This is a genomic window from Amycolatopsis sp. NPDC059021 (assembly GCF_042739895.1).
In the GTDB taxonomy this organism is placed as follows: Bacteria; Actinomycetota; Actinomycetes; order Mycobacteriales; family Pseudonocardiaceae; genus Amycolatopsis.
The window spans coordinates 12763-32218 of record NZ_JBHYIQ010000044.1; the positions used below are offsets into that span (position 1 = coordinate 12763).

Below are 19456 nucleotides of genomic sequence, written 5' to 3' on the forward strand. Positions count from 1 at the left end.
GCTCCCACAGCGTGGGGGGCGGTGGGTTCAGGCCCGGGGGCGGGATGTGTGTTGAGGTGTAGTTGCCTCTATGGGGAGGCGCGTAAGTACCCCTTCAGCGCATGCGGCGCGACGAAAGTCCCCTTCAGCAGCGGCTCACCACCGCAGGGCTAGTCTTGGCGGCATGAGTGCGGTGTACGACTGCAGCAAGCGGGATTCGCGGGCCGACGGGCTGGCGGCGGCGGCGGGCGCGGTGCGTTCGAGCCGGCTGGTCGTCATGCCCACCGACACGGTCTACGGCATCGGCGCGGACGCCTTCGACACCGGGGCGGTCCAGGCGCTGCTGCGGGCCAAGAACCGCGGCCCGGACATGCCGGTCGGCGTGCTCGTCGGCTCGTGGTCCACAGTGGACGGCCTGGTGCTCGGGGTGCCGCCGCAGGCGCGGGCGCTGATCGAGGCGTTCTGGCCGGGCGATCTGTCCATTGTGCTCCCGCACGCGCCGAGCCTGCGCTGGGATCTCGGCCAGTCGCGCGGCACGGTCATGCTCCGGATGCCGCTGCACCCGGTGGCGCTGGAGCTGCTGCGCGACGTCGGCCCGATGGCCGTGTCGAGCGCGAACGTCTCCGGCCGCCCGCCCGCGTCCACCGCGCAGGAGGCGCAGGAACAGCTCGGCGAGTCGGTCGCGGTCTACCTGGACGGCGGGTCGAGCGGTGAGCCGGTGCCGTCCACGATGGTCGATCTGACCGGCAGCGACCCGGTGATCCTCCGTGAGGGCGCGGTGAGCACGGCGGCGGTCGCCGAAGTGCTCGGGGTGCCCGCGGAAACGCTGGTGTGAAGCCCTTTCTCCGGTCCCGGCGGCGGGCGCGGTAGCGTGTCCGCCGTGACTGCGACCCGTGCGGACGTGACGCGCTAGTGCCGCCCGTTCAAGGCCTTCTCCCGATCCGGGAGTACATCCTCGTCGCGCTGACCGCGACGGCTGTGACGTTCCTGCTCACCGGTCTTGTGCGCCGGTTCGCCATCAAGATCGGCGCGATCGCCAACCCGCGTGCCCGCGACGTGCACGTCGCGCCGATCCCGCGCATGGGCGGCGTCGGCATCTACCTGGGGATCGCCGCCGCGATGGGGCTCGCGAGCCATCTGCCCGCGCTGTCGCGCAGCTTCGGCTTCTCCTTCGACTCCGTCGGCGTGCTGCTCGGCGCCGGGGTCATCTCGCTCATCGGCGCGCTGGACGACCGGTTCGAGCTCGACGCCTGGACGAAGCTCGCCGGCCAGGTCATGTGCGCCGGGATCCTGGTCCTGTTCGGCGTGCAGTGGGTGTCGTTCTGGGTGCCGTGGGGTGGCAGCGGGGACTCGTTCGGCTCGGTGCTCGTGCTGGACAAGAACCAGGGCGCGCTGCTGACCGTCGTGCTGGTCGTGGTCATGGTCAACGCGATGAACTTCGTCGACGGCCTCGACGGGCTCGCGGGCGGCCTCGGCTTCATCGCCGCGACGGCGACCTGCGCGTTCTCGCTCGGCCTGCTTGACTCCTCCGGGGGCGACGTCGGCGCGTACCCGCCCGCGCTCATCGCGGCCACGCTCGCCGGGGCCTGTCTGGGGTTCCTGCCCTACAACTTCCAGCCCGCGAAGATCTTCATGGGCGACTCCGGGTCGATGATGATCGGCCTGATGCTCGCGGGCGCGACGACCTCGGCGTCCGGCCGGGTGTCCTACACGCAGTTCTCCGGCTCCGACGCGCTCGCGTTGCTCTCCCCGCTGCTCGTGGTGGCCGCGGTGCTCTTCGTGCCGCTGCTGGACCTGATCATGGCCGTCATCCGCCGCACCCGCCGCGGCGAGAGCCCGTTCGCCGCGGACAAGATGCATCTGCACCACCGCCTGCTCGAAATCGGGCATTCGCAGCGCCGGGCCGTGCTGCTCATCTACCTGTGGGCGGGGATCCTCGCGTTCGGCGCGGTTTCGGTGACGTTGTTCAACAGCGCGGCGGTGTTCTGGATCGTCGGCTTCGGCCTGGTGCTCGCGGCGCTGGTGTCGATCGTGCCCCGGCTCAAATCGCGCAACCAGCACTCCACGTGAGTGCCTCGTCGCACGCGCCAGGGACCCCGGTGACGTGCGGCATTACACTGGCGTGTCGAACCGACCAGGGAGCCGTGTGGTGAGCGAGACCGAGAACGCGACCGAGAAGACCGAGCAGGAGAACCCGCACGCCAAGGTGGTGCTGCAGGCCGCCAGCGCGATGACCAAGGCCTCCTTGACGTTCGTCCCGCCCGTCATCGTCGCGTGCATCGTGCTGTTCACGATCCTGAACGGCGTTCCCGGTCTGCTCGGGTCGCTGGTCGGCGGTGTGCTCGCGTTCCTGTCCGCGCTGGCGACGCTCGGCATGATGCGGTTCAGCGCGGGCCTCGACCCGATGTTCGTGATGGTGACCGCGCTCGGCGGCTACGTCATCAAGGTGGCTGTCCTTTTCGGAGCGATGTCGCTCCTTCGTGGAGTGTCGGCGTTGCACCCGCTGTCGCTCGGGATCACCATGATCGTGGCCGTCGTCGTGGCCGCCGCGGTGGAGTTCAGCGCCTACCGCAAGACCAAGATCCCGACCATCATCCCGGCCTGAGTCCGGCCTGCCGGGACCTGGGTCCTGGGTGGTTCGGGACCTAGGTCCTCGGCCGATCGGCTGGATCGGAACCGGTTAGGAGTACGCCTGTACGGCACTTCCTGACCGGCTGATAAGGTCCGCGTCATAGGCGGCGACCCAGCGTCGCACGCCTCCTCAGACGAACCGCGATCAGCAGCGTGGCGACCGTATGGCTCGTTCCGTCTCCGCTGGTAGGTACCCGTTTGCGGAGCGTTCACCTGGAATTCCGGTGTGTGCGTAGCGTGAGAGCACGTTCACCACACAGTGGGGTAGCCGCCTCTAACGTCTCGATACGTGTCGGGTACGTTAAGTCCAGATCGTGACGATTCCCCCGGCGGAGTGAACGCCGGCCGGGAGAACCGGAAGGAGCCCAGTGGGCGCGCTGGTACTGGCCGAGGGTGCGACATTCGAGCCCCCCGGCGTCAAGGACTTCAACTTGCCTGCCCTGATCGGCTCGGGCTATTGGGGCATCACCAAGCCGATGCTGATGGTCGTGTTGTCGATCGTGATCATCGGGGCCTTCTTCCTCCTGGCGACGCGCAATCTCAAGACGGTGCCGGGCAAGGGCCAGTTCCTCGCCGAGGGGATCTACAACTTCGGCCGCAACAACATCGCCCGCGAGCAGATCGGGTCCAAGGACTTCCAGAAGTTCGTCCCGCTCATCTTCACGCTGTTCATCTTCGTCCTGGTGAACAACATCTACGGGATCATCCCCGTTCTCCAGTTCCCGACGATGGCGAGGATCGGCTTCCCGATCGCGTTGTCGGTCCTGGTGGTCTACCCGGTCTACCACTACGTCGGTTTCAAGCGCCACGGCTTCAAGGGCTACCTCAAGAAGGAACTCGCCCCGCCGGGTGTGCCGGGCTTCGTGCTGCCGCTGTTCGCGATCATCGAGTTCGCCGAGAAGTTCTTCCTGAACCCGATCACGCTCGCCATCCGAGTCTTCGCCGCCATGTTCGCGGGACACCTCATCATCATGGTGTTCACGCTCGGCGGCAGCTTCCTGCTGACGGAGGCGAGCGGCGGGCTGAAGCCGGTTTCCGCGTTCGCCTTCATCTTCGCCATCCTGATGACGTTCCTCGAGGCGTTCATCCAGGTGCTGCAGGCCTACATCTTCGCGACTTTGACCGCGAACTACATCGGCGCCGCGCTGGCGTCGGAGCACTGAGAAAACCAGAAGCCCCCGATCCGCGTGAGTCGCGCGGACCGAGTTTGAAGGGAAATGCAAGTGACCACTGAGGTTCTCGCCCAGGCCGCCGGCAACATCAACCCGGGCCTCGCCGCCATTGGTTACGGCCTCGGCGCCATCGGCCCCGGTATCGGTGTCGGCCTGATCTTCGCCGCCGTCATCAACGGCACCGCCCGTCAGCCGGAGGCACAGGGCAAGCTGCAGACCATCGGCTACTCCACCTTCGTTCTGACCGAGGTGCTGGCGCTGATCGGTATCGTCGTCTACTTCATCGCCTCCAACGCCTGAGTCGATTCGCTCATCGCTTTAAGGAGACGTTGTGCTGAAGACTGAATGGGTGCTCGCCTCGAGCGAAGCGCCGAACCCGGTCGTCCCGCACATTCCCGAGCTCATCCTCGGTTTCGTCGCCTTCCTCCTGCTGCTGTGGGTCATGAAGAAGTACGTCGTGCCCCGTTTCGAAGCGGCTTACGAGGAACGTGCGCAGAAGATCGAGGGCGGCATCGAGAAGGCGGAGAAGGCCCAGGCCGAGGCCGAAGAGGCGCTCGCGCAGTACCGGGCGCAGCTGGCCGAGGCCCGGTCCGAGGCCGCGAAGATCCGTGACGACGCGCGGCTCGAAGCCGAGCAGATCAAGGCGGAGCTGCGTGCCGAGGCGGAGGCCGAGTCCCAGCGCATCGTCGCTGCCGGGCAGGCTCAGCTGCAGGCCCAGAAGGCGCAGATCGTCGCCGAGCTGCGGGCCGACATGGGCCGTAACGCCGTCGAGCTGGCCAGCCGCATCGTCGGCGAGTCGCTCGAGGACGAGGCGCGCCGTCGCGGCACCGTCGACCGGTTCCTCGCGGAATTGGAGACCTCAAGTGCCAACGGTGCCTCTATCGGAGCGGGAAAGTAGACCAGGATGACGCTGCATGCTGCGAGCCGTGAAGCGCTCGGCCTCGCCGAGGAACGCCTCGGCGAGGTTCTGACCGACGCGGCCGTGTCCGCCACTGTCGGCGAAGAGCTGCTTTCGGTCGTCGATCTGCTGGACACCGAGATCGGCCTGCGCCGGGCGGTGAGTGACGCCTCGGCCGCGCCCGAGGCCCGCACCGGGCTGGTGCGCAGGCTGTTCGACGGCAAGCTGGGCGAACCGGCGCTGAAGGTGCTCGACGTTGTGGCAGGCAGCCGCTGGTCCAGCCCCCGTCAGCTGGTCGACGGGCTCGAATCGCTCGGCCACTCGGCGCTGCTGACCGCCGCGGAGAAGGCCGGGAACGTCGACACCGTCGAGTCCCAGCTGTTCCAGGTCTCGCGCATCGTCGCCGGCTCCCCGGAGCTGGAGGCCGCGCTGTCGGATCTGGCCGGTCCCGCCGAAGCCAAGCGGACCCTGGTGCGCGGGCTGTTCTCCGGAAAGGTCGACCCGGTCGTGGAGACCCTGGTCGAGCAGGTCGTCCGCCGTGCCAAGGGGCGCGGGGTCGGCATCGGGCTCGACAAGCTGGTCAAACTGGCCGCGGAACGCCGTGAGCGCTCGGTCGCGTACGTGACCAGCGCGAACGCGCTTTCGGCCGAGCAGACCGCCCAGCTGGGCACGAAGCTCGACGACCTCTACGGGCGGCCGATCGCGTTGCACGTCGAAGTGAACCCGGCCCTCGGCGGCGGTCTCGTCGTCCGAGTCGGCGACGAGGTCATCGACGGCAGCACCGCGGGCCAGCTGGCCTCGCTGCGCCGGCGCCTCGCACGGGCCTGATCCGGCGTCACACAAGACTTTGCACACTGGCAAGAACGAAGCGAGAGCGGGAAAGACATGGCCGAGCTGACGATCTCCTCGGATGAGATCCGTAGCGCGATCGAGAACTACGTCTCGAGTTACGCCCCGGACGTGAGCCGGGAAGAAGTTGGCGTCGTGGTCGACGCCGGTGACGGTATCGCCCACGTCGAGGGCCTGCCCTCGGCCATGGCCAACGAGCTGCTGGAGTTCCCGGGCGGCGTCCTCGGCGTCGCGCTGAACCTGGACGCGCGCGAGATCGGTGCCGCGATCCTCGGTGACTTCGAAAGCGTCGAAGAGGGCCAGCAGGTCAAGCGCACCGGGCAGGTCCTGTCCGTGCCGGTCGGCGACGGCTACCTCGGCCGCGTCGTGAACCCGCTCGGCCAGCCGATCGACGGTCTCGGCGAGGTCGAGACCACCGGCCGCCGTCCGCTGGAGGTCAAGGCCGCCTCGGTGGTCGAGCGCCAGCCGGTGTCCGAGCCGATGCAGACCGGGATCACCGCGATCGACGCGATGACCCCGATCGGGCGCGGCCAGCGCCAGCTGATCATCGGTGACCGCAAGACCGGCAAGACCGCGGTCGCGGTGGACACGATCATCAACCAGAAGGCCAACTGGGAGACCGGCGACCCGAAGAAGCAGGTTCGCTGCATCTACGTCGCGGTCGGCCAAAAGGGCTCCACGATCGCCTCGGTGAAGAAGTCCCTCGAGGACGCGGGCGCGATGGAGTACACCACCATCGTCGCCGCCCCGGCCTCGGACTCCGCGGGCTTCAAGTGGATCGCGCCCTACACCGGCTCGGCCATCGGCCAGCACTGGATGTACGAGGGCAAGCACGTCCTCATCGTGTTCGACGACCTGACCAAGCAGGCCGACGCCTACCGCGCGATCTCGCTGCTGCTGCGCCGCCCGCCGGGCCGCGAGGCGTTCCCCGGCGACGTCTTCTACTTGCACTCCCGTCTGCTGGAGCGCTGCGCGAAGCTGTCGGACGAGCTGGGCGCCGGCTCGCTGACCGGGCTGCCGATCATCGAGACCAAGGCGAACGACGTGTCGGCCTACATCCCGACCAACGTCATCTCGATCACCGACGGCCAGTGCTTCTTCCAGTCGGACCTGTTCAACGCCGGTCAGCGCCCGGCCATCGACGTGGGTATCTCGGTTTCCCGCGTGGGTGGCGCCGCGCAGGTCAAGGCGCTGAAGGACGTCTCGGGTTCGCTGCGTATCGACCTGTCGCAGTACCGCGAGCTGGAGGCGTTCGCCGCCTTCGCCTCGGACCTCGACGACGCGTCGAAGGCGCAGCTCGAGCGCGGTGTCCGGCTGTACGAGGTGCTCAAGCAGCCGCAGTACTCGCCGATCCCGGTCGAGGAGCAGGTCGCCACGGTGTACCTCGGCACGAACGGGCACTTCGACTCGGTGCCCACCGAGGACGTCCGCCGGTTCAACCACGAGTTCCTCGACTCGGCCCGCCGCAAGCACGCCGACGTCCTCGGCTCGATCCGCGACACGGGCAAGTTCTCGGACGAGGCCCGCGAGGGTCTGATCAACGCGGTGAACGAGTTCAAGAAGGAGTTCACCACCTCCGAGGGCAAGAACCTGGTCGAGGCGGACGCCGACGCGATGGACGCCGACAAGGTCGGGCACGAGACCGTCAAGGTCAACAAGCCCGCTCCGAAGAAGTAAGCGGGTAGCTCATGGCCGCACAACTCCGGGAACTTCGGTCGCGCATCAAGGCGACCAAGTCGATCGGCAAGATCACCAAGGCGATGGAGCTCATCGCCACCGCGCGCATCACCAAGGCGCGGGCGAAGGTCGCCGCTTCCCGGCCGTACGCGGACGAGATCACCAAGGTGCTCTCGGCGCTGGCCGGTGCGGCGGCGAACCTGGACCACCCGCTCCTCGTCGAGCGGCCGAACCCGAAGCGCGCCGCGGTGCTCGTGGTGACCAGTGACAAGGGCCAGTGCGGTGGTTACAACGCCAACGTGCTGCGTGCCACCGAGGAACTGCTGTCGCTGCTGCGTGAAGAGGGCAAGGAAGCCCAGGTCTACGTGACCGGCAGCAAGGGCCTGAACTACTACCGGTTCCGCGGCCGCCAGGTGACCGACAGCTGGACGGGCTTCTCCGACCAGCCCGGCTACGCCAGCGCGGCGGAGGCCGGGGAGACGCTGGTCGAGTCGTTCCTCGCCGGAGCGGACGACGCGACGGGCAACTCCGACGGCATCGCCGGGGTCGACGAGATCCACGTGGTCTACACCGAGTTCGTTTCGATGCTGACGCAGAAGCCGGTCGCCAAGCGGGTCGCCCCGCTGGAGGTCGAGTACTCCGACGGCGAAGAGGAGAAGCCCGCCGGGCTGCTCCCGAGCTACGAGTTCGAGCCGAGCGCCGACAAGCTGCTGGCCGCGTTGCTGCCGAAGTACATCAACACGCGGATCTTCGCGGCGTTGCTGGAATCGGCCGCGTCCGAGCTGGCCGCGCGGCGGACGGCGATGAAGGCCGCGTCGGACAACGCGAACGAACTGGTGAACACGCTGACGCGGGAGGCGAACCAGGCGCGTCAGGCCCAGATCACCCAGGAGATCTCCGAAATCGTTGGTGGCGCGAACGCGCTGACCGCAGCAGGAAGTGATGACTGATGACCAGTACTGAAACCCCGCGCGCCAAGGGGCGCATCGTGTCGGTGACCGGGCCGGTCGTTGACGTCGAGTTCCCGCGCGGTTCCGTTCCCGAGCAGTTCAACGCGCTCAAGGTCGACATCGAGTTCGAGCAGCTGCGCAAGACGGTGACCCTCGAGGTCGCCAGCCACCTCGGTGACAACCTCGTCCGCACGATCTCCCTGCAGCCGCAGGACGGTCTGGTCCGCGGCGCCGAGGTCACCGACACCGGCAAGCCGATCACCGTCCCGGTGGGCGACAAGGTCAAGGGCCACGTCTACAACGCGCTCGGCGAGTGCCTCGACGAGCCCGGCTACGGCGATGACCTCGAGCGCTGGGGCATCCACCGCAACCCGCCTTCCTTCGACCAGCTCGAGGGCAAGACGAAGATGCTGGAGACCGGCCTCAAGGTCGTCGACCTGCTGACCCCGTACGTCGAGGGCGGCAAGATCGGCCTGTTCGGCGGTGCCGGCGTCGGCAAGACGGTGCTCATCAAGGAGATGATCACCCGTGTCGCCCGGAACTTCGGTGGTACGTCGGTGTTCGCCGGGGTCGGTGAGCGCACCCGTGAGGGCAACGACCTCTTCCTGGAGATGTCCGAGGACGGCGTCATCAACGACACCGCGCTCGTGTTCGGGCAGATGGACGAGCCGCCGGGCACGCGTATGCGCGTCGCGCTGTCGGCACTGACCATGGCGGAGTACTTCCGCGACGTCCAGAACCAGGACGTGCTGCTGTTCATCGACAACATCTTCCGGTTCACCCAGGCCGGTTCCGAGGTCTCGACCCTGCTGGGCCGTATGCCTTCGGCCGTGGGTTACCAGCCGACGCTGGCCGACGAGATGGGGCAGCTGCAGGAGCGGATCACCTCGACCCGTGGCCGGTCGATCACCTCGATGCAGGCGATCTACGTCCCCGCGGACGACTACACCGACCCGGCCCCGGCGACGACGTTCGCCCACCTGGACGCCACCACGGAGCTTTCGCGTGGCGTGTTCCAGAAGGGCATCTTCCCGGCGGTGGACCCGCTGGCGTCGACGTCGACCATTCTCGACCCGGCCATCGTCGGTGAGGACCACTACCGCGTGGCCTCCGAGGTCATCCGGATCCTGCAGAAGTACAAGGAGCTGCAGGACATCATCGCGATCCTCGGGATGGACGAGCTCTCGGAAGAGGACAAGCTGACCGTTCAGCGCGCGCGCCGCATCGAGCGGTTCCTGTCGCAGAACATGCTGGTCGCCGAGGCGTTCACGCAGATCCCGGGTTCGACGGTGCCGCTGGCCGAGACCATCGAGTCGTTCGACCGCATCACCAAGGGTGACTTCGACCACTACCCGGAGCAGGCGTTCCTGGGTATCGGTGGTCTGGAGGACCTGGAGAAGAAGTACAAGGAAATCACCAAGAAGTGATTCCCGCTGACGGGCGGGGTCGATGTCCATTGTGGACTGAAGACCCCGCCCGTCTCATAACCGGAGCTTTTGCTATTACACTCGGTGGTAACGCCCGAACTGAAGGAGTCCTACGTGGCTGAGATGTCCGTCGAGCTGGTGGCCGTCGAGCGCCGTCTCTGGTCGGGTACCGCCACTTTCGTGGTGGCCCAGACCACCGAGGGCGAGATCGGCGTCATGCCTGGTCACGAGCCCGTGCTCGGCCAGCTGGTCGAGGGTGGCGTCGTGAAAGTGACGACAACGGACGGCGAAACGGTCTGCGCCGCGGTCCACGGCGGTTTCCTCTCGGTCACCGCCACCGGGGTCAGCATCCTCGCCGAGAGCGCCGAGCTTTCCGACGAGATCGACGTCAATGCCGCGAAGGCGGCGCTGACCGCCGAGGACGAGACAGAGCGGGCGAGGGCATCGGCCCAGCTGCGCGCGGCCGGTCAATCGGTCTGATCGAGCGACAGGGGCCGCGCCGTGGAAATCACCTTGCTGGTGCTGGGGCTCCTGATCGTGCTCGTGGTTCTCGTCGCCTGGTACGGGTGGCGATGGGTCCGGATGCGCCGCGGCGGTGGCGTGAGCGTCGCGCTGCGGTGGCGTCCGGACAACGAGCGGTCCAGCTGGCATCTCGGGCTCGGCCGCTACGAGGGTGACGAGTTCGTCTGGTTCCGCGTCTGGAGCCTCCGTACTGGTCCAGACCGGGTCTTCCAGCGGGAAAGCATGCAGATCGCCGACCGTCGCGATCCCTCCGGCACCGAGGCCTACGCCGTCCCCGACGGCTCCACCGTCCTGCGCTGCGAATCCTCGACCCAGGAAGCCATCGAGATCGCCATGGGCCCCGGCGCACTGACCGGCTTCCTCTCCTGGCTCGAATCGGCCCCTCCCGGCCGCCGCCTCCCCCGCGCCTCCTGACTCCCCGGCGTCGTGTCGTCCCTCCAGGTACGCGTGTCGTCCGTCTGGGTACGCGAGCCGACCATTCCGGTACGCGAGTCGTCCCTCTGCGCACGCGAGCCGACCGTTGCTGGCGGCATTTTCGCCGAGCCACGTCGTCGCGCCCGGAGCTACTCTCGGAGTATGGAAGACAACGAGCGTCAGCAGGGCTGGGCGAAGCTTCCCGAACCGGTCCGTCTTGAGGACATCATCACCACGAAGGCCGTGGAGCCGGGCCAGGACTCGACTCCGGACGTCGACCTCGAGCGTTACTGGGCGGCGCAGGAACAGGGCTGAGCCGTACCGTTCCGGCGAACTCACGTACCTGAACGGTCGGCTCGCGTACCTGGATGGCGAACTCGCGTACCTGGATGGACGACTCGCGTGATCAGGGGGCGCCGCCGGGTTGCCAGAGGACATCGCCGTCCGGGTTGGCGAGGCGGGCGAGGATGAACAGCAGGTCCGACAGGCGGTTCAGGTACTTCGCGGCGATCGGGTTCGTCGTGTCCGGCTCGGCTTCCAGGAGTGCCCAGGCGGAGCGTTCGGCGCGGCGGGAGACCGTCCGGGCCTGGTGCAGGAAGGCCGCGCCGGGGGTGCCGCCGGGCAGGATGAACGACGTCAGCTTCGGCAGGCGCTCGTTGAACTCGTCGCACCAGCCTTCGAGGCGTTCGAGGTACTTCTCGGTGATCCGCAACGGTTCGTACGGCGGATTCTCCTGGATCGGCATACACAGATCCGCGCCGACGTCGAAGAGATCGTTCTGTACCGCACGCAGCACGTCGCCGATTTCCGGCGACAGCCCACCGAGCGCGATCGCGAGCCCGATGACGGAGTTCGCCTCGTCCGTGTCGGCGTAGGCGCCCAGCCGCGCGGACGTCTTGGGAACGCGTGAGCCGTCTCCCAGCGCCGTCGTGCCGTTGTCGCCGACCTTCGTGTAGACGCGGTTGATGCGAACGACCATGGAGCCGACTCTACCCGGCCCCGCGTAAGTCAAAAGCGGGCGAGAGGGCATGATTGGCGGCCATGAGCGAGCACTTCGACGTGCATGGTGGAGCCCGGCTGGTCGGCGAGGTCGACGTCGTCGGCGCCAAGAACAGCGTCCTCAAGCTGATGGCGGCGGCCCTGCTGGCCGAGGGCACCACCACGATCACGAACTGTCCGCAGATCCTGGACGTCCCGCTGATGGGCGATGTCCTGCGCAGTGTCGGCTGTGAGGTCGTCATCGACGGCGACACGGCGAAAATCACCACCCCGGCCGAGCTTTCGCACCGCGCGGACTCGTCGGCGATGGGCAAGCTGCGCGCGTCGGTCTGCGTGCTCGGCCCGCTGGTCGGACGGCTCAAGCAGGCGGTCGTCGCGCTGCCGGGCGGCGACGCGATCGGCTCGCGCCCGCTGGACATGCACCAGAGCGGCCTGCGCAAGCTGGGCGCCACCAGCACGATCGAACACGGCTGCGTCGTCGCGAAGGCCGACAACCTGTACGGCGCGCAGATCTGGCTGGACTTCCCGAGCGTCGGCGCCACCGAGAACATCCTCATGGCGGCCGTGCTCGCCGAGGGCACCACGATCATCGACAACGCCGCGCGCGAGCCCGAGATCGCCGACATCTGCACGATGCTCACCGAGATGGGCGCGAAGATCGAGGGCGCGGGCACGTCGACACTCACCGTGCACGGCGTCGAGAAGCTGCACCCGACCGAACACCGCGTGATCGGTGACCGGATCGTCGGCGCCACCTGGGCGTTCGCCGCCTCGATGACCCGGGGTGACCTGACCGTGCGCGGGGTCAACCCGCATCACCTCGACCTCGTGCTGGACAAGCTGCGGCTCGCCGGCGCCGAGGTCACCACGTTCGACGACAAGGGTTTCCGCGTCGTCCAGCCCGAACGCCCGAAGGCCGTCGACTGGGTGACGCTGCCCTACCCGGGCTTCGCGACCGACCTGCAGCCGTTCGCGGTGGCGCTCTCGGCGGTGTCCGAAGGCACGTCGATGATCACCGAGAACGTCTACGAGGCGCGGTTCCGCTTCATCGAGGAGATGATCCGGCTCTCCGGCGACGCCCGCACCGACGGCCACCACGCCGTCGTCCGCGGCGTCGAGCGGCTCTCCAGCGCGCCGGTATGGGCCTCGGACATCCGCGCGGGCGCCGGGCTGGTGCTGGCCGGGCTGTGCGCGGACGGCGTCACCGAGGTCTGGGACGTCTTCCACATCGACCGCGGGTACCCGTACTTCGTGGAGAACCTCAACCGCCTCGGCGCCCGCGTCGAGCGCGTAGGCAGCGAACCCGAGCGCTCGTAGCCTCTCTGACGTCATGCTCGGCCCGGAGGGACTGACCGCAGCGGCTTACGAGGCGTTGCCTGAGGAAGTCTGCCGAGATATCGAGGTCGTGGACGGCGCGGTGGGCGTCAATCCGGCTCCGCGCCGCCCCCACCAGAAGATTATCCGCCGTCTTTCCTACGCGCTGGAAGCGGCTTGCGGGCCGGAGCTCGCCGTCGAGTTCGACGTCGATCTCCGGCTCCGTGATGTGCCCCTGCTCAATCGGCGCCCCGATCTGGTGATTTACGAGTCGTCCCTGGACGCTGACGCGGTGCTCCGCCCGGAGCACTGCAGGCTCGTCGTCGAGGTGATGTCGCCTGGTTCGGTTACGGCCGACCAGACCGACAAACCGGCCGAGTACGCGGCCGCCAGGATTCCGTACTTCTGGCGAGTCGAGAACGAGACGGACGATGTTCGCGGGCTGACGGTGTTCTGCTACCAGCTCGATCCGACGACCAGGGCCTACGCTTCGGCGGGACTCCACAAGCGGAAGCTCGAGGTTTCCGAGCCGTTCGATTTCGCCCTCGACCTGGCCGAACTGCTCTGAGACCGCGTTGAAACCGGGTCAGACCTTCGCGCCCAGTGCGCGGAGCATCAGGTCGGCGAGGCGGTCCAGGTAGTCCGGGCCGGGCGGGGCCTGACGGACCACCAGCCGCCAGTACATCGGCGCGGCCAGCAGGTCCAGTGCCATCTCCAGGTCGGTGTCCTCGGGTAGTTCCCCGCGGGCGATTGCCCGGCGCAGCATGTCTTCGCCGCGTTCCCGCCGGGGGATGGCGATGGAGGTGCGCATGACCTCCGCCTGCCCCGGGTGCCGGGCGCCCTCGGCGACCAGATCGGGCAGGATGCGTGAGAACCGCGGGTGGGTGATCCACTCCTGAAGCGCTTTCAGCGTCAGCATCAGGTCGCCCCGCAGTGAGCCGGTGTCCTCGACCTCCGCGCGCGTCACGCTGAATTCCGACACCACCGCGCTGATCATGTCGTGCTTCGACGGCCAGCGCCGGTACAACGCGCTCTTGCCGACGCCGGCGCGCTTCGCCACGGCTTCCATCGACAGTCGTCCAAAGCCCTGTTCGGCGAGTTCGTCGAGCACTGCCTCCGTGATGGCCTGGGTGACTTCCGGCTGCAGGACGGCGGCGCCAGTGGGCTTGCGAGTGCTCATGCGACTCAGTCTAGCGGGTGGACGAGACGGTACCGTCCCGTGTATGTTCGACGTCGGGACGGGTCCGTATCGTCCAAACGTCGAAGGAGATTCCATGCGACCTCGTGAGCTGGTCGAGTACGCGCTGAACCTGCTGCTCGCCAAGAACATGTCCGCGTTCGCCGGGCTGTGGGCCGAGGACGGCGTGCTGGAGTTCCCGTTCGCGCAGCCGGGCTATCCGAGCCGCCTCGACGGCCGTGCCGCGATCCACGAGTACCTGCGCGACTACCCGGCCATCGTCGACATCCGCGCGATCACCAGGCAGCAGGTCCACGAAACCACTGACCCGGACGTGGTGATCGCCGAGTTCGCGGTCGACGGCGTCGCGGTCCGCACCGGGCGGCCGTACCGGCTGAGCTACATCGCGGTCGTCACCGTGCGGGACAACGAAATCCGGCACTACCGCGACTACTGGAGCCCGCTCGCGGCCGCTGAGGCGCTGGGTGGCACCGACGAGCTGATGGCGGCGTTCGCGAGCGGCGGAAGCGATGCCTGACGTCCTCGTCCTCGGCGCCACCGGGACCACCGGCAGCCGCGTGCTCGCGGGGCTGCATGAGCGCGGCGTGAAAACCCGTGCGGCTACGCGGAAACCCGTCGAGCCCGGCCAGATCCGGTTCGACTGGGCCGATCGCACCACGTACGCCGACGCGGTCCGCGACGTCCGCGCGGTGTACCTCGTCGCGCCGATCGGGTCGGCCGATCCGCTGCCGCTGGTCGAGCCGTTCGTGGCCGAGACGCGGGCCGCCGGTGCTCGCCGGATCGTCCTGCTCAGCTCGTCCGCGGTCACCGAGGACACTCCGGGGCTCGGTGCGCTGCAACGCCTGGTGCGCACGGAAATGCCGGAGTGGGCGGTGCTCCGCCCGTCCTGGTTCATGCAGAACTTCACTGGCGAACATCTGGTGGCTCAGGGCGTCCGGGACGGCGAGATCGTCACGGCGACCGGGGACGGCCGGGTCGCCTTCGTCGACGCCACCGACATCGCGGCCGTCGCGGTTCGCGCGCTGACCGACGACGAACCGCACAACACCGATCACGTCATCACCGGCCCGGAGGCGTTGAGCTACGCCGAAACCGCCGGGATCATCGCCCGCCACACCGGGCGTCCCGTGCGCCATCGCGCTGTCGGCACAACCGAATTCGCCGAGCGGCTGACGAACGACGGCCTGCCCGCCGAATACGCCGCGATGCTCGCCGCGCTGGACGAGGACATCCGCCGCGGCGCCGAAGACCGCGTCACCCCGACCGTCGAGCGAGTCACCGGAAACCCGGCCCGTTCGTTCCGCACCTTTGTGAAAGAGGAGATCCGATGAAGCAGATCATGTTCGAAGACGACGCCCAGTTCTGGTTCGAGACCGTGCGCCTGTTCAGCCACGCCTCGTACGGCGGTGCGGACTTCGGCGAAGTACTCGCCGCGGCGTCCCGGATCAAGCCGGGTGACTACGACAGCTGGCACGACGCCTACCTGGCGACGGCCGACCGGCTCGCCGAGGAAGCCAGGTCCGCGCGCCCGGTGACCGAGCGGGACCTCCTGATGCGCGCCTCGACGTACTACTTCTCGGCGGGATTCTTCCTGCACGGCAACCCGGCCGACCCGCGGATCAACCACTCGTACGACCGCAGCTCGGAGTCCTTCCACCGCGCGGTGGAACTGTTCGGCCCTGCCATCGAACCGGTCGAAATCCCTTACGAGGACACGGTTCTGCACGGCTACTTCTATCGCGCGCCCGGCGACGGCCCGAAGCCGACGCTGGTGATGCACAACGGGTTCGACGGCAGCGCCGAGGAATTGCACTACTTCGGCGCGCTCGCCGGTGTCGAACGCGGCTACCACGTGCTGACCTTCGACGGCCCTGGGCAGCCGAGCGCGATCCGGCGCGGGCTGGTCTTCCGGCCGGACTGGGAGAACGTCGTCGGTCCCGTCCTCGACTTCCTGGCCGATGTTCCCGGTGTCGACCAGGAAAAGATCGCGCTGCTCGGGGTGAGCCTCGGCGGCATGCTCGCGCCGCGCGCCGCGGCGTTCGAGCCCCGGCTGGCCGCGGTGGTCGCGGTCGACGGCGTTTATGACGCGGCTTCGCTGCTGACGACGTTCCTGAAGTGGGACCGCGCGGAGATCGTGCGGCGTGCCAACGCCGAGCGGGACGACGAGCTCGACGGAATCTTTGCCGCGGCGAGGGAGGCGAGCCCGACCATGCGCTGGGCGTGCGACCACGGCCGGTACGTCATGGGTGCCGCGAGCGACCGCGAGTTCGTCGCCAAGTACCTCCAGTACACGCTCGAAGACGGCGTCGCCGAGCGGATCACCTGCCCGGTGCTCGTCTGCGAGGCCACGGAGGACTTGTTCTTCAACGGCGACGACGAAGTCAAGCCCGAGCCGCAGCGGCTGTACGAGCACCTGACCGCGCCGAAGACGTTGCTGACCTTCACCGCGGAAGAAGGCGCCGACGCGCACTGTCACGCCGGGGCGATGCGGCTGGCCGCCGGCCGCATCTACGACTGGCTGGACCGGACGCTCTAACTCTCCACCGCGAGTGCGGCGCCGAAGCCGATCAGGGCGGTGCCGGTGACTCCGTCGAGCGCGCGACGGACCCGGCGCCGCTCCAGCCAGGCGCGGACGCGGTGCACGAAGAACAGCAGCACCAGCAGCCAGGCCGTACCCAGCACCGCGACGGTGTACGCGAGCGCCAGCGCGTCCCAGGTGGTGGTGCGGCCCGGGACGAGGAACTGCGGCAGCACCGACAGGTAGAGCACCAGGACCTTGGGGTTGGTGATGTTGGACAGGAATCCCTCACGCCAGCGCCGGAACCCGCTCGCCTTCCGGCGCTGGGTCTCGGTGACGCCGGTGTAGTCACCGCGCCACGCGCCGCGCAGTGCCTGGAAGCCGAGGAAGAGCAGATAGGCCGCGCCGAGCCACTTGAGCGTGATGAACACCGGCTGCGACTTCGCGATGACGACCCCGAGCCCGAGCGCCGCCGCGGTGCCCTGGACCGCGTTGCCCGCGAAGATCCCCGCGGTGGCGAGCAGACCGCCCCTCGCACCGCCGGACAGCGCGTTCTTGAGCATCACCATCGTGTCCGGCCCTGGCGCGAGCACGATCAGCACGGCGATGACCAGGTAACTACCGTAAGAACTCCACGTCACGGATGCCCACGCTAACCCCGGCGCGCGGGGTTCGTCTCGCGGATTTCCGTCACAGCCCTGCACACTGACGTGGCGGATTCCACTGGGTGCACTATGTTACCGGCCGGTATACTCGGCGAATCGTCCACCGGAGGTGCACCGTGCCCTATCCAACGGATCGTGAGCGGGACCGGCCATGGGTGATGCGCACCTATGCCGGGCACTCCTCGGCGGCCGCGTCCAACGAGCTGTACCGCCGCAACCTCGCCAAGGGGCAGACCGGCCTGTCGGTCGCCTTCGACCTGCCGACGCAGACCGGCTACGACCCCGACCACCCGCTCGCCCGCGGCGAGGTCGGCAAGGTGGGCGTCCCGGTCGCGCACATCGGCGACATGCGGCGGCTCTTCGACGGCATCCCGCTCGCCGAGGCCAACACGTCGATGACGATCAACGCGCCCGCCATGTGGCTGCTGGCGCTGTACGTCTCCGTGGCGCGCGAGCAGGCCGAAGCCGAAGGACGCGACATCGACGAGGTGCTGGCCAAGCTCACCGGCACCACGCAGAACGACATCATCAAGGAGTACCTGTCGCGCGGGACGTACATCTTCCCGCCGGGGCCGAGCCTGCGGCTGATCACCGACATGATCGCGTGGACCGTGCACCACGTGCCGAAGTGGAACCCGATCAACATCTGCAGCTATCACCTGCAGGAGGCCGGGGCGACGCCGACGCAGGAGGTCGCCTACGCGCTGTGCACCGCCATCGCCGTGCTCGACGCCGTCCGCGATTCCGGCCAGGTCGACGAGGGCGACATGGCCAAGGTCGTCGCGCGGATCTCGTTCTTCGTCAACGCCGGCGTGCGGTTCGTCGAGGAGATGTCCAAGATGCGCGCGTTCACCGCGCTCTGGGACGAGATCACGCGCGACCGTTACGGCGTCACGGATCCGAAGGCTCGGCGGCTGCGCTACGGCGTCCAGGTCAACTCGCTGGGCCTGACCGAGGCGCAGCCGGAAAACAACGTCCAGCGCATCGTGCTGGAGATGCTCGCCGTGTCACTTTCGCGCGGCGCGAGGGCCCGCGCGATCCAGCTGCCGGCCTGGAACGAGGCGCTCGGCTTGCCGCGCCCGTGGGACCAGCAGTGGGCGCTGCGGATGCAGCAGGTCCTCGCGTTCGAGACGGATCTGCTGGAGTACGAGGACATCTTCGACGGTTCGTACGTCATTCAGGCCAAAGTGGACGAAATCGTCGCGGGCGCGCGCGAGGAGATCGCGCGCGTGCAGGACCTCGGCGGCGCGGTGGCGGCGGTCGAGAGCGGCTACATGAAGTCGCAGCTGGTCACCTCGCTGGCGGAGTACCGCCGCGGGATGGAGAACGGCGAGCGGATCCTGGTCGGGGTCAACAAGTTCGAGACCACCGAGCCCTCGCCGCTGCAGGCCGAAGGGGCCAAGGCGATCGAGACCGTCGACCCGGCGGTGGAGAAGGCCGCGGTCGCCGCGATCGAGGAATGGCGGACACAACGCGACAACGCGGCCGTCGAACGGTCCCTGGCGAAGCTGCGCGAAAAGGCCGAGACCACGGAGAACCTGTTCGAAGTCACTGTGGACTGTGCGCGCGCCGGGGTCACCACCGGCGAGTGGTCGGCCGCGCTGCGTGAGGTGTTCGGCGAGTACCGGGCGCCGACCGGGGTGTCCGCCTCGGCGGCCGCGGGCACGGGCGATCCCGGGCTGGAGCGCGTCCGCGAACGGGTCAGGGCCACCGAGGCCGAACTCGGCGAGCGCCTGCGCATCCTGGTCGGGAAACCCGGGCTGGACGGGCATTCCAACGGTGCCGAACAGGTCGCCGTCCGCGCCCGCGACGTCGGCTTCGAGGTCGTCTACCAGGGCATCCGGCTCACCCCGGAGCAGATCGTCGCGGCCGCCGTGCAGGAAGGCGTGCACGTGGTGGGGCTGTCCGTGCTGTCCGGTTCGCATCTGGAGGTCGTGCCGAACGTGGTGGACGGCCTGCGGGCGGCGGGCGCCGGGGACATCCCGGTGATCGTCGGCGGCATCATCCCGCCGGACGACGAGCAGCTGCTGCTCGAACGCGGGATCGCGCGGGTGTTCACGCCGAAGGACTACGAGCTGACCGACATCATGGACGGCATCGTGAGTCTTGTGCGGGAGCGGCACGGACTCACCGCCTGAATCGCTCGCGCAGAACTCACGAATATTTCGGGAATCGCGTTTTTGATTTTCGAAATGCCGGGTTCGATGTGACGGGATGAGAAGGCTCGGACACCGACCGTTTCC

At 68.2% G+C, this 19456-nt stretch carries 22 protein-coding genes; 19 read left to right on the forward strand and 3 right to left on the reverse strand.

All coding sequences use genetic code 11. The features are described from left to right. Positions 1-163 precede the first annotated feature (163 nt). The 13 genes from ACFWX1_RS24850 (at position 164) to ACFWX1_RS24910 (ending at position 10834) form a co-directional block, all read left to right on the forward strand. Positions 164-814: an L-threonylcarbamoyladenylate synthase gene (locus ACFWX1_RS24850; protein WP_378330404.1), complete on the forward strand. Its 651-nt coding sequence runs from the start codon at positions 164-166 to the stop codon at positions 812-814. Between the two features lie 77 nt (positions 815-891). Then, entirely contained in the window at positions 892-2049 is a 1158-nt protein-coding gene (locus ACFWX1_RS24855) for a glycosyltransferase family 4 protein (RefSeq protein ID WP_378391092.1), read from the forward strand. Between the two features lie 79 nt (positions 2050-2128). Further along, a complete protein-coding gene (locus ACFWX1_RS24860; protein WP_378391094.1) occupies positions 2129-2584 on the forward strand; it encodes a hypothetical protein in 456 nt (151 codons plus the stop codon). Positions 2585-2978: 394 nt separating this feature from the next. Then, a complete protein-coding gene (atpB, locus tag ACFWX1_RS24865) occupies positions 2979-3773 on the forward strand; it encodes a F0F1 ATP synthase subunit A (RefSeq protein WP_378391096.1) in 795 nt (264 codons plus the stop codon). 54 nt (positions 3774-3827) lie between these two features. Further along, complete coding sequence (locus ACFWX1_RS24870; protein WP_378391098.1) at positions 3828-4082, forward strand: ATP F0F1 synthase subunit C; 255 nt, start codon at positions 3828-3830, stop codon at positions 4080-4082. A 31-nt stretch (positions 4083-4113) separates the two neighbouring features. After that, positions 4114-4680 carry a F0F1 ATP synthase subunit B gene (locus tag ACFWX1_RS24875; protein WP_378391100.1) on the forward strand — a complete coding sequence of 189 codons (567 nt, stop codon included), beginning with the start codon at positions 4114-4116 and terminating at the stop codon, positions 4678-4680. A gap of 6 nt (positions 4681-4686) precedes the next feature. Further along, positions 4687-5508, forward strand: coding sequence for a F0F1 ATP synthase subunit delta (locus ACFWX1_RS24880; protein ID WP_378391101.1), 822 nt, complete (start codon positions 4687-4689; stop codon positions 5506-5508). Positions 5509-5565: 57 nt separating this feature from the next. Further along, complete coding sequence (gene atpA, locus ACFWX1_RS24885; RefSeq protein WP_378391103.1) at positions 5566-7206, forward strand: F0F1 ATP synthase subunit alpha; 1641 nt, start codon at positions 5566-5568, stop codon at positions 7204-7206. Between the two features lie 11 nt (positions 7207-7217). After that, a complete protein-coding gene (locus ACFWX1_RS24890) occupies positions 7218-8156 on the forward strand; it encodes a F0F1 ATP synthase subunit gamma (protein WP_378391105.1) in 939 nt (312 codons plus the stop codon). After that, the gene (gene atpD, locus ACFWX1_RS24895; RefSeq protein ID WP_378391107.1) at positions 8156-9583 is read left to right on the forward strand and encodes a F0F1 ATP synthase subunit beta; all 1428 of its coding nucleotides are present in this window, start codon (positions 8156-8158) and stop codon (positions 9581-9583) included. The genes ACFWX1_RS24890 and atpD overlap by 1 nt, the downstream gene beginning before the upstream one ends. A 114-nt stretch (positions 9584-9697) precedes the next feature. Continuing rightward, a complete protein-coding gene (locus ACFWX1_RS24900) occupies positions 9698-10063 on the forward strand; it encodes a F0F1 ATP synthase subunit epsilon (protein WP_378391109.1) in 366 nt (121 codons plus the stop codon). Positions 10064-10084: 21 nt separating this feature from the next. Beyond that, positions 10085-10519 carry a DUF2550 domain-containing protein gene (locus ACFWX1_RS24905; protein WP_378391111.1) on the forward strand — a complete coding sequence of 145 codons (435 nt, stop codon included), beginning with the start codon at positions 10085-10087 and terminating at the stop codon, positions 10517-10519. Between the two features lie 162 nt (positions 10520-10681). Further along, positions 10682-10834: a hypothetical protein gene (locus tag ACFWX1_RS24910; RefSeq protein WP_378391113.1), complete on the forward strand. Its 153-nt coding sequence runs from the start codon at positions 10682-10684 to the stop codon at positions 10832-10834. Positions 10835-10925: 91 nt separating this feature from the next. Here ACFWX1_RS24910 and ACFWX1_RS24915 read toward each other — a convergent pair whose 3' ends face one another. Continuing rightward, positions 10926-11498, reverse strand: a complete 573-nt coding sequence (locus ACFWX1_RS24915) for a cob(I)yrinic acid a,c-diamide adenosyltransferase (protein WP_378391115.1) — start codon at positions 11496-11498, stop codon at positions 10926-10928. Positions 11499-11560: 62 nt separating this feature from the next. Here ACFWX1_RS24915 and murA point away from each other — a divergent pair, with 62 nt between their 5' ends. Both murA and ACFWX1_RS24925 read left to right on the forward strand, forming a co-directional pair. Further along, positions 11561-12835 (forward strand): UDP-N-acetylglucosamine 1-carboxyvinyltransferase, encoded by a 1275-nt coding sequence (gene murA / locus ACFWX1_RS24920; protein WP_378391117.1) that lies wholly within the window; start codon positions 11561-11563, stop codon positions 12833-12835. Positions 12836-12848: 13 nt separating this feature from the next. Next, positions 12849-13400: a Uma2 family endonuclease gene (locus tag ACFWX1_RS24925; protein WP_378391119.1), complete on the forward strand. Its 552-nt coding sequence runs from the start codon at positions 12849-12851 to the stop codon at positions 13398-13400. An 18-nt stretch (positions 13401-13418) separates the two neighbouring features. Here the strand turns inward: ACFWX1_RS24925 and ACFWX1_RS24930 are convergent, their stop codons facing one another. Further along, positions 13419-14012 carry a TetR/AcrR family transcriptional regulator gene (locus tag ACFWX1_RS24930; protein WP_378391121.1) on the reverse strand — a complete coding sequence of 198 codons (594 nt, stop codon included), beginning with the start codon at positions 14010-14012 and terminating at the stop codon, positions 13419-13421. Between the two features lie 94 nt (positions 14013-14106). On the opposite strand from ACFWX1_RS24930, the gene ACFWX1_RS24935 reads away from it, so the two are divergent. From ACFWX1_RS24935 to ACFWX1_RS24945, 3 genes are read left to right on the forward strand one after another with little or no spacing between them, the layout of a single operon-like run. Then, positions 14107-14547, forward strand: coding sequence for a nuclear transport factor 2 family protein (locus ACFWX1_RS24935; RefSeq protein WP_378391123.1), 441 nt, complete (start codon positions 14107-14109; stop codon positions 14545-14547). Beyond that, positions 14540-15361, forward strand: a complete 822-nt coding sequence (locus ACFWX1_RS24940) for an NmrA family NAD(P)-binding protein (protein ID WP_378391125.1) — start codon at positions 14540-14542, stop codon at positions 15359-15361. Before ACFWX1_RS24935 ends, ACFWX1_RS24940 begins: the two co-directional genes overlap by 8 nt. After that, positions 15358-16566, forward strand: a complete 1209-nt coding sequence (locus ACFWX1_RS24945) for an alpha/beta hydrolase family protein (protein ID WP_378391127.1) — start codon at positions 15358-15360, stop codon at positions 16564-16566. The genes ACFWX1_RS24940 and ACFWX1_RS24945 overlap by 4 nt, the downstream gene beginning before the upstream one ends. Here the strand turns inward: ACFWX1_RS24945 and ACFWX1_RS24950 are convergent. Beyond that, complete coding sequence (locus tag ACFWX1_RS24950) at positions 16563-17189, reverse strand: LysE family translocator (RefSeq protein WP_378391129.1); 627 nt, start codon at positions 17187-17189, stop codon at positions 16563-16565. The genes ACFWX1_RS24945 and ACFWX1_RS24950 overlap by 4 nt on opposite strands. A gap of 140 nt (positions 17190-17329) precedes the next feature. Here ACFWX1_RS24950 and ACFWX1_RS24955 point away from each other — a divergent pair, with 140 nt between their 5' ends. After that, entirely contained in the window at positions 17330-19351 is a 2022-nt protein-coding gene (locus tag ACFWX1_RS24955; protein ID WP_378391131.1) for a protein meaA, read from the forward strand. Positions 19352-19456: the final 105 nt, after the last annotated feature.

Bases quoted from the DNA above. Each gene is read 5' to 3' on its own strand.
- ACFWX1_RS24850 (WP_378330404.1), top strand. From the start codon at position 164: ATGAGTGCGGTGTACGACTGCAGCAAGCGGGATTCGCGGGCCGACGGG.
- ACFWX1_RS24870 (WP_378391098.1), top strand. From the start codon at position 3,828: ATGCAAGTGACCACTGAGGTTCTCGCCCAGGCCGCCGGCAACATCAAC.
- ACFWX1_RS24880 (WP_378391101.1), top strand. From the start codon at position 4,687: ATGACGCTGCATGCTGCGAGCCGTGAAGCGCTCGGCCTCGCCGAGGAA.
- atpA (WP_378391103.1), top strand. From the start codon at position 5,566: ATGGCCGAGCTGACGATCTCCTCGGATGAGATCCGTAGCGCGATCGAG.
- ACFWX1_RS24890 (WP_378391105.1), top strand. From the start codon at position 7,218: ATGGCCGCACAACTCCGGGAACTTCGGTCGCGCATCAAGGCGACCAAG.
- atpD (WP_378391107.1), top strand. From the start codon at position 8,156: ATGACCAGTACTGAAACCCCGCGCGCCAAGGGGCGCATCGTGTCGGTG.
- ACFWX1_RS24910 (WP_378391113.1), top strand. From the start codon at position 10,682: ATGGAAGACAACGAGCGTCAGCAGGGCTGGGCGAAGCTTCCCGAACCG.
- ACFWX1_RS24915 (WP_378391115.1), bottom strand. From the start codon at position 11,498: ATGGTCGTTCGCATCAACCGCGTCTACACGAAGGTCGGCGACAACGGC.
- murA (WP_378391117.1), top strand. From the start codon at position 11,561: ATGAGCGAGCACTTCGACGTGCATGGTGGAGCCCGGCTGGTCGGCGAG.
- ACFWX1_RS24925 (WP_378391119.1), top strand. From the start codon at position 12,849: ATGCTCGGCCCGGAGGGACTGACCGCAGCGGCTTACGAGGCGTTGCCT.
- ACFWX1_RS24930 (WP_378391121.1), bottom strand. From the start codon at position 14,012: ATGAGCACTCGCAAGCCCACTGGCGCCGCCGTCCTGCAGCCGGAAGTC.
- ACFWX1_RS24935 (WP_378391123.1), top strand. From the start codon at position 14,107: ATGCGACCTCGTGAGCTGGTCGAGTACGCGCTGAACCTGCTGCTCGCC.
- ACFWX1_RS24940 (WP_378391125.1), top strand. From the start codon at position 14,540: ATGCCTGACGTCCTCGTCCTCGGCGCCACCGGGACCACCGGCAGCCGC.
- ACFWX1_RS24945 (WP_378391127.1), top strand. From the start codon at position 15,358: ATGAAGCAGATCATGTTCGAAGACGACGCCCAGTTCTGGTTCGAGACC.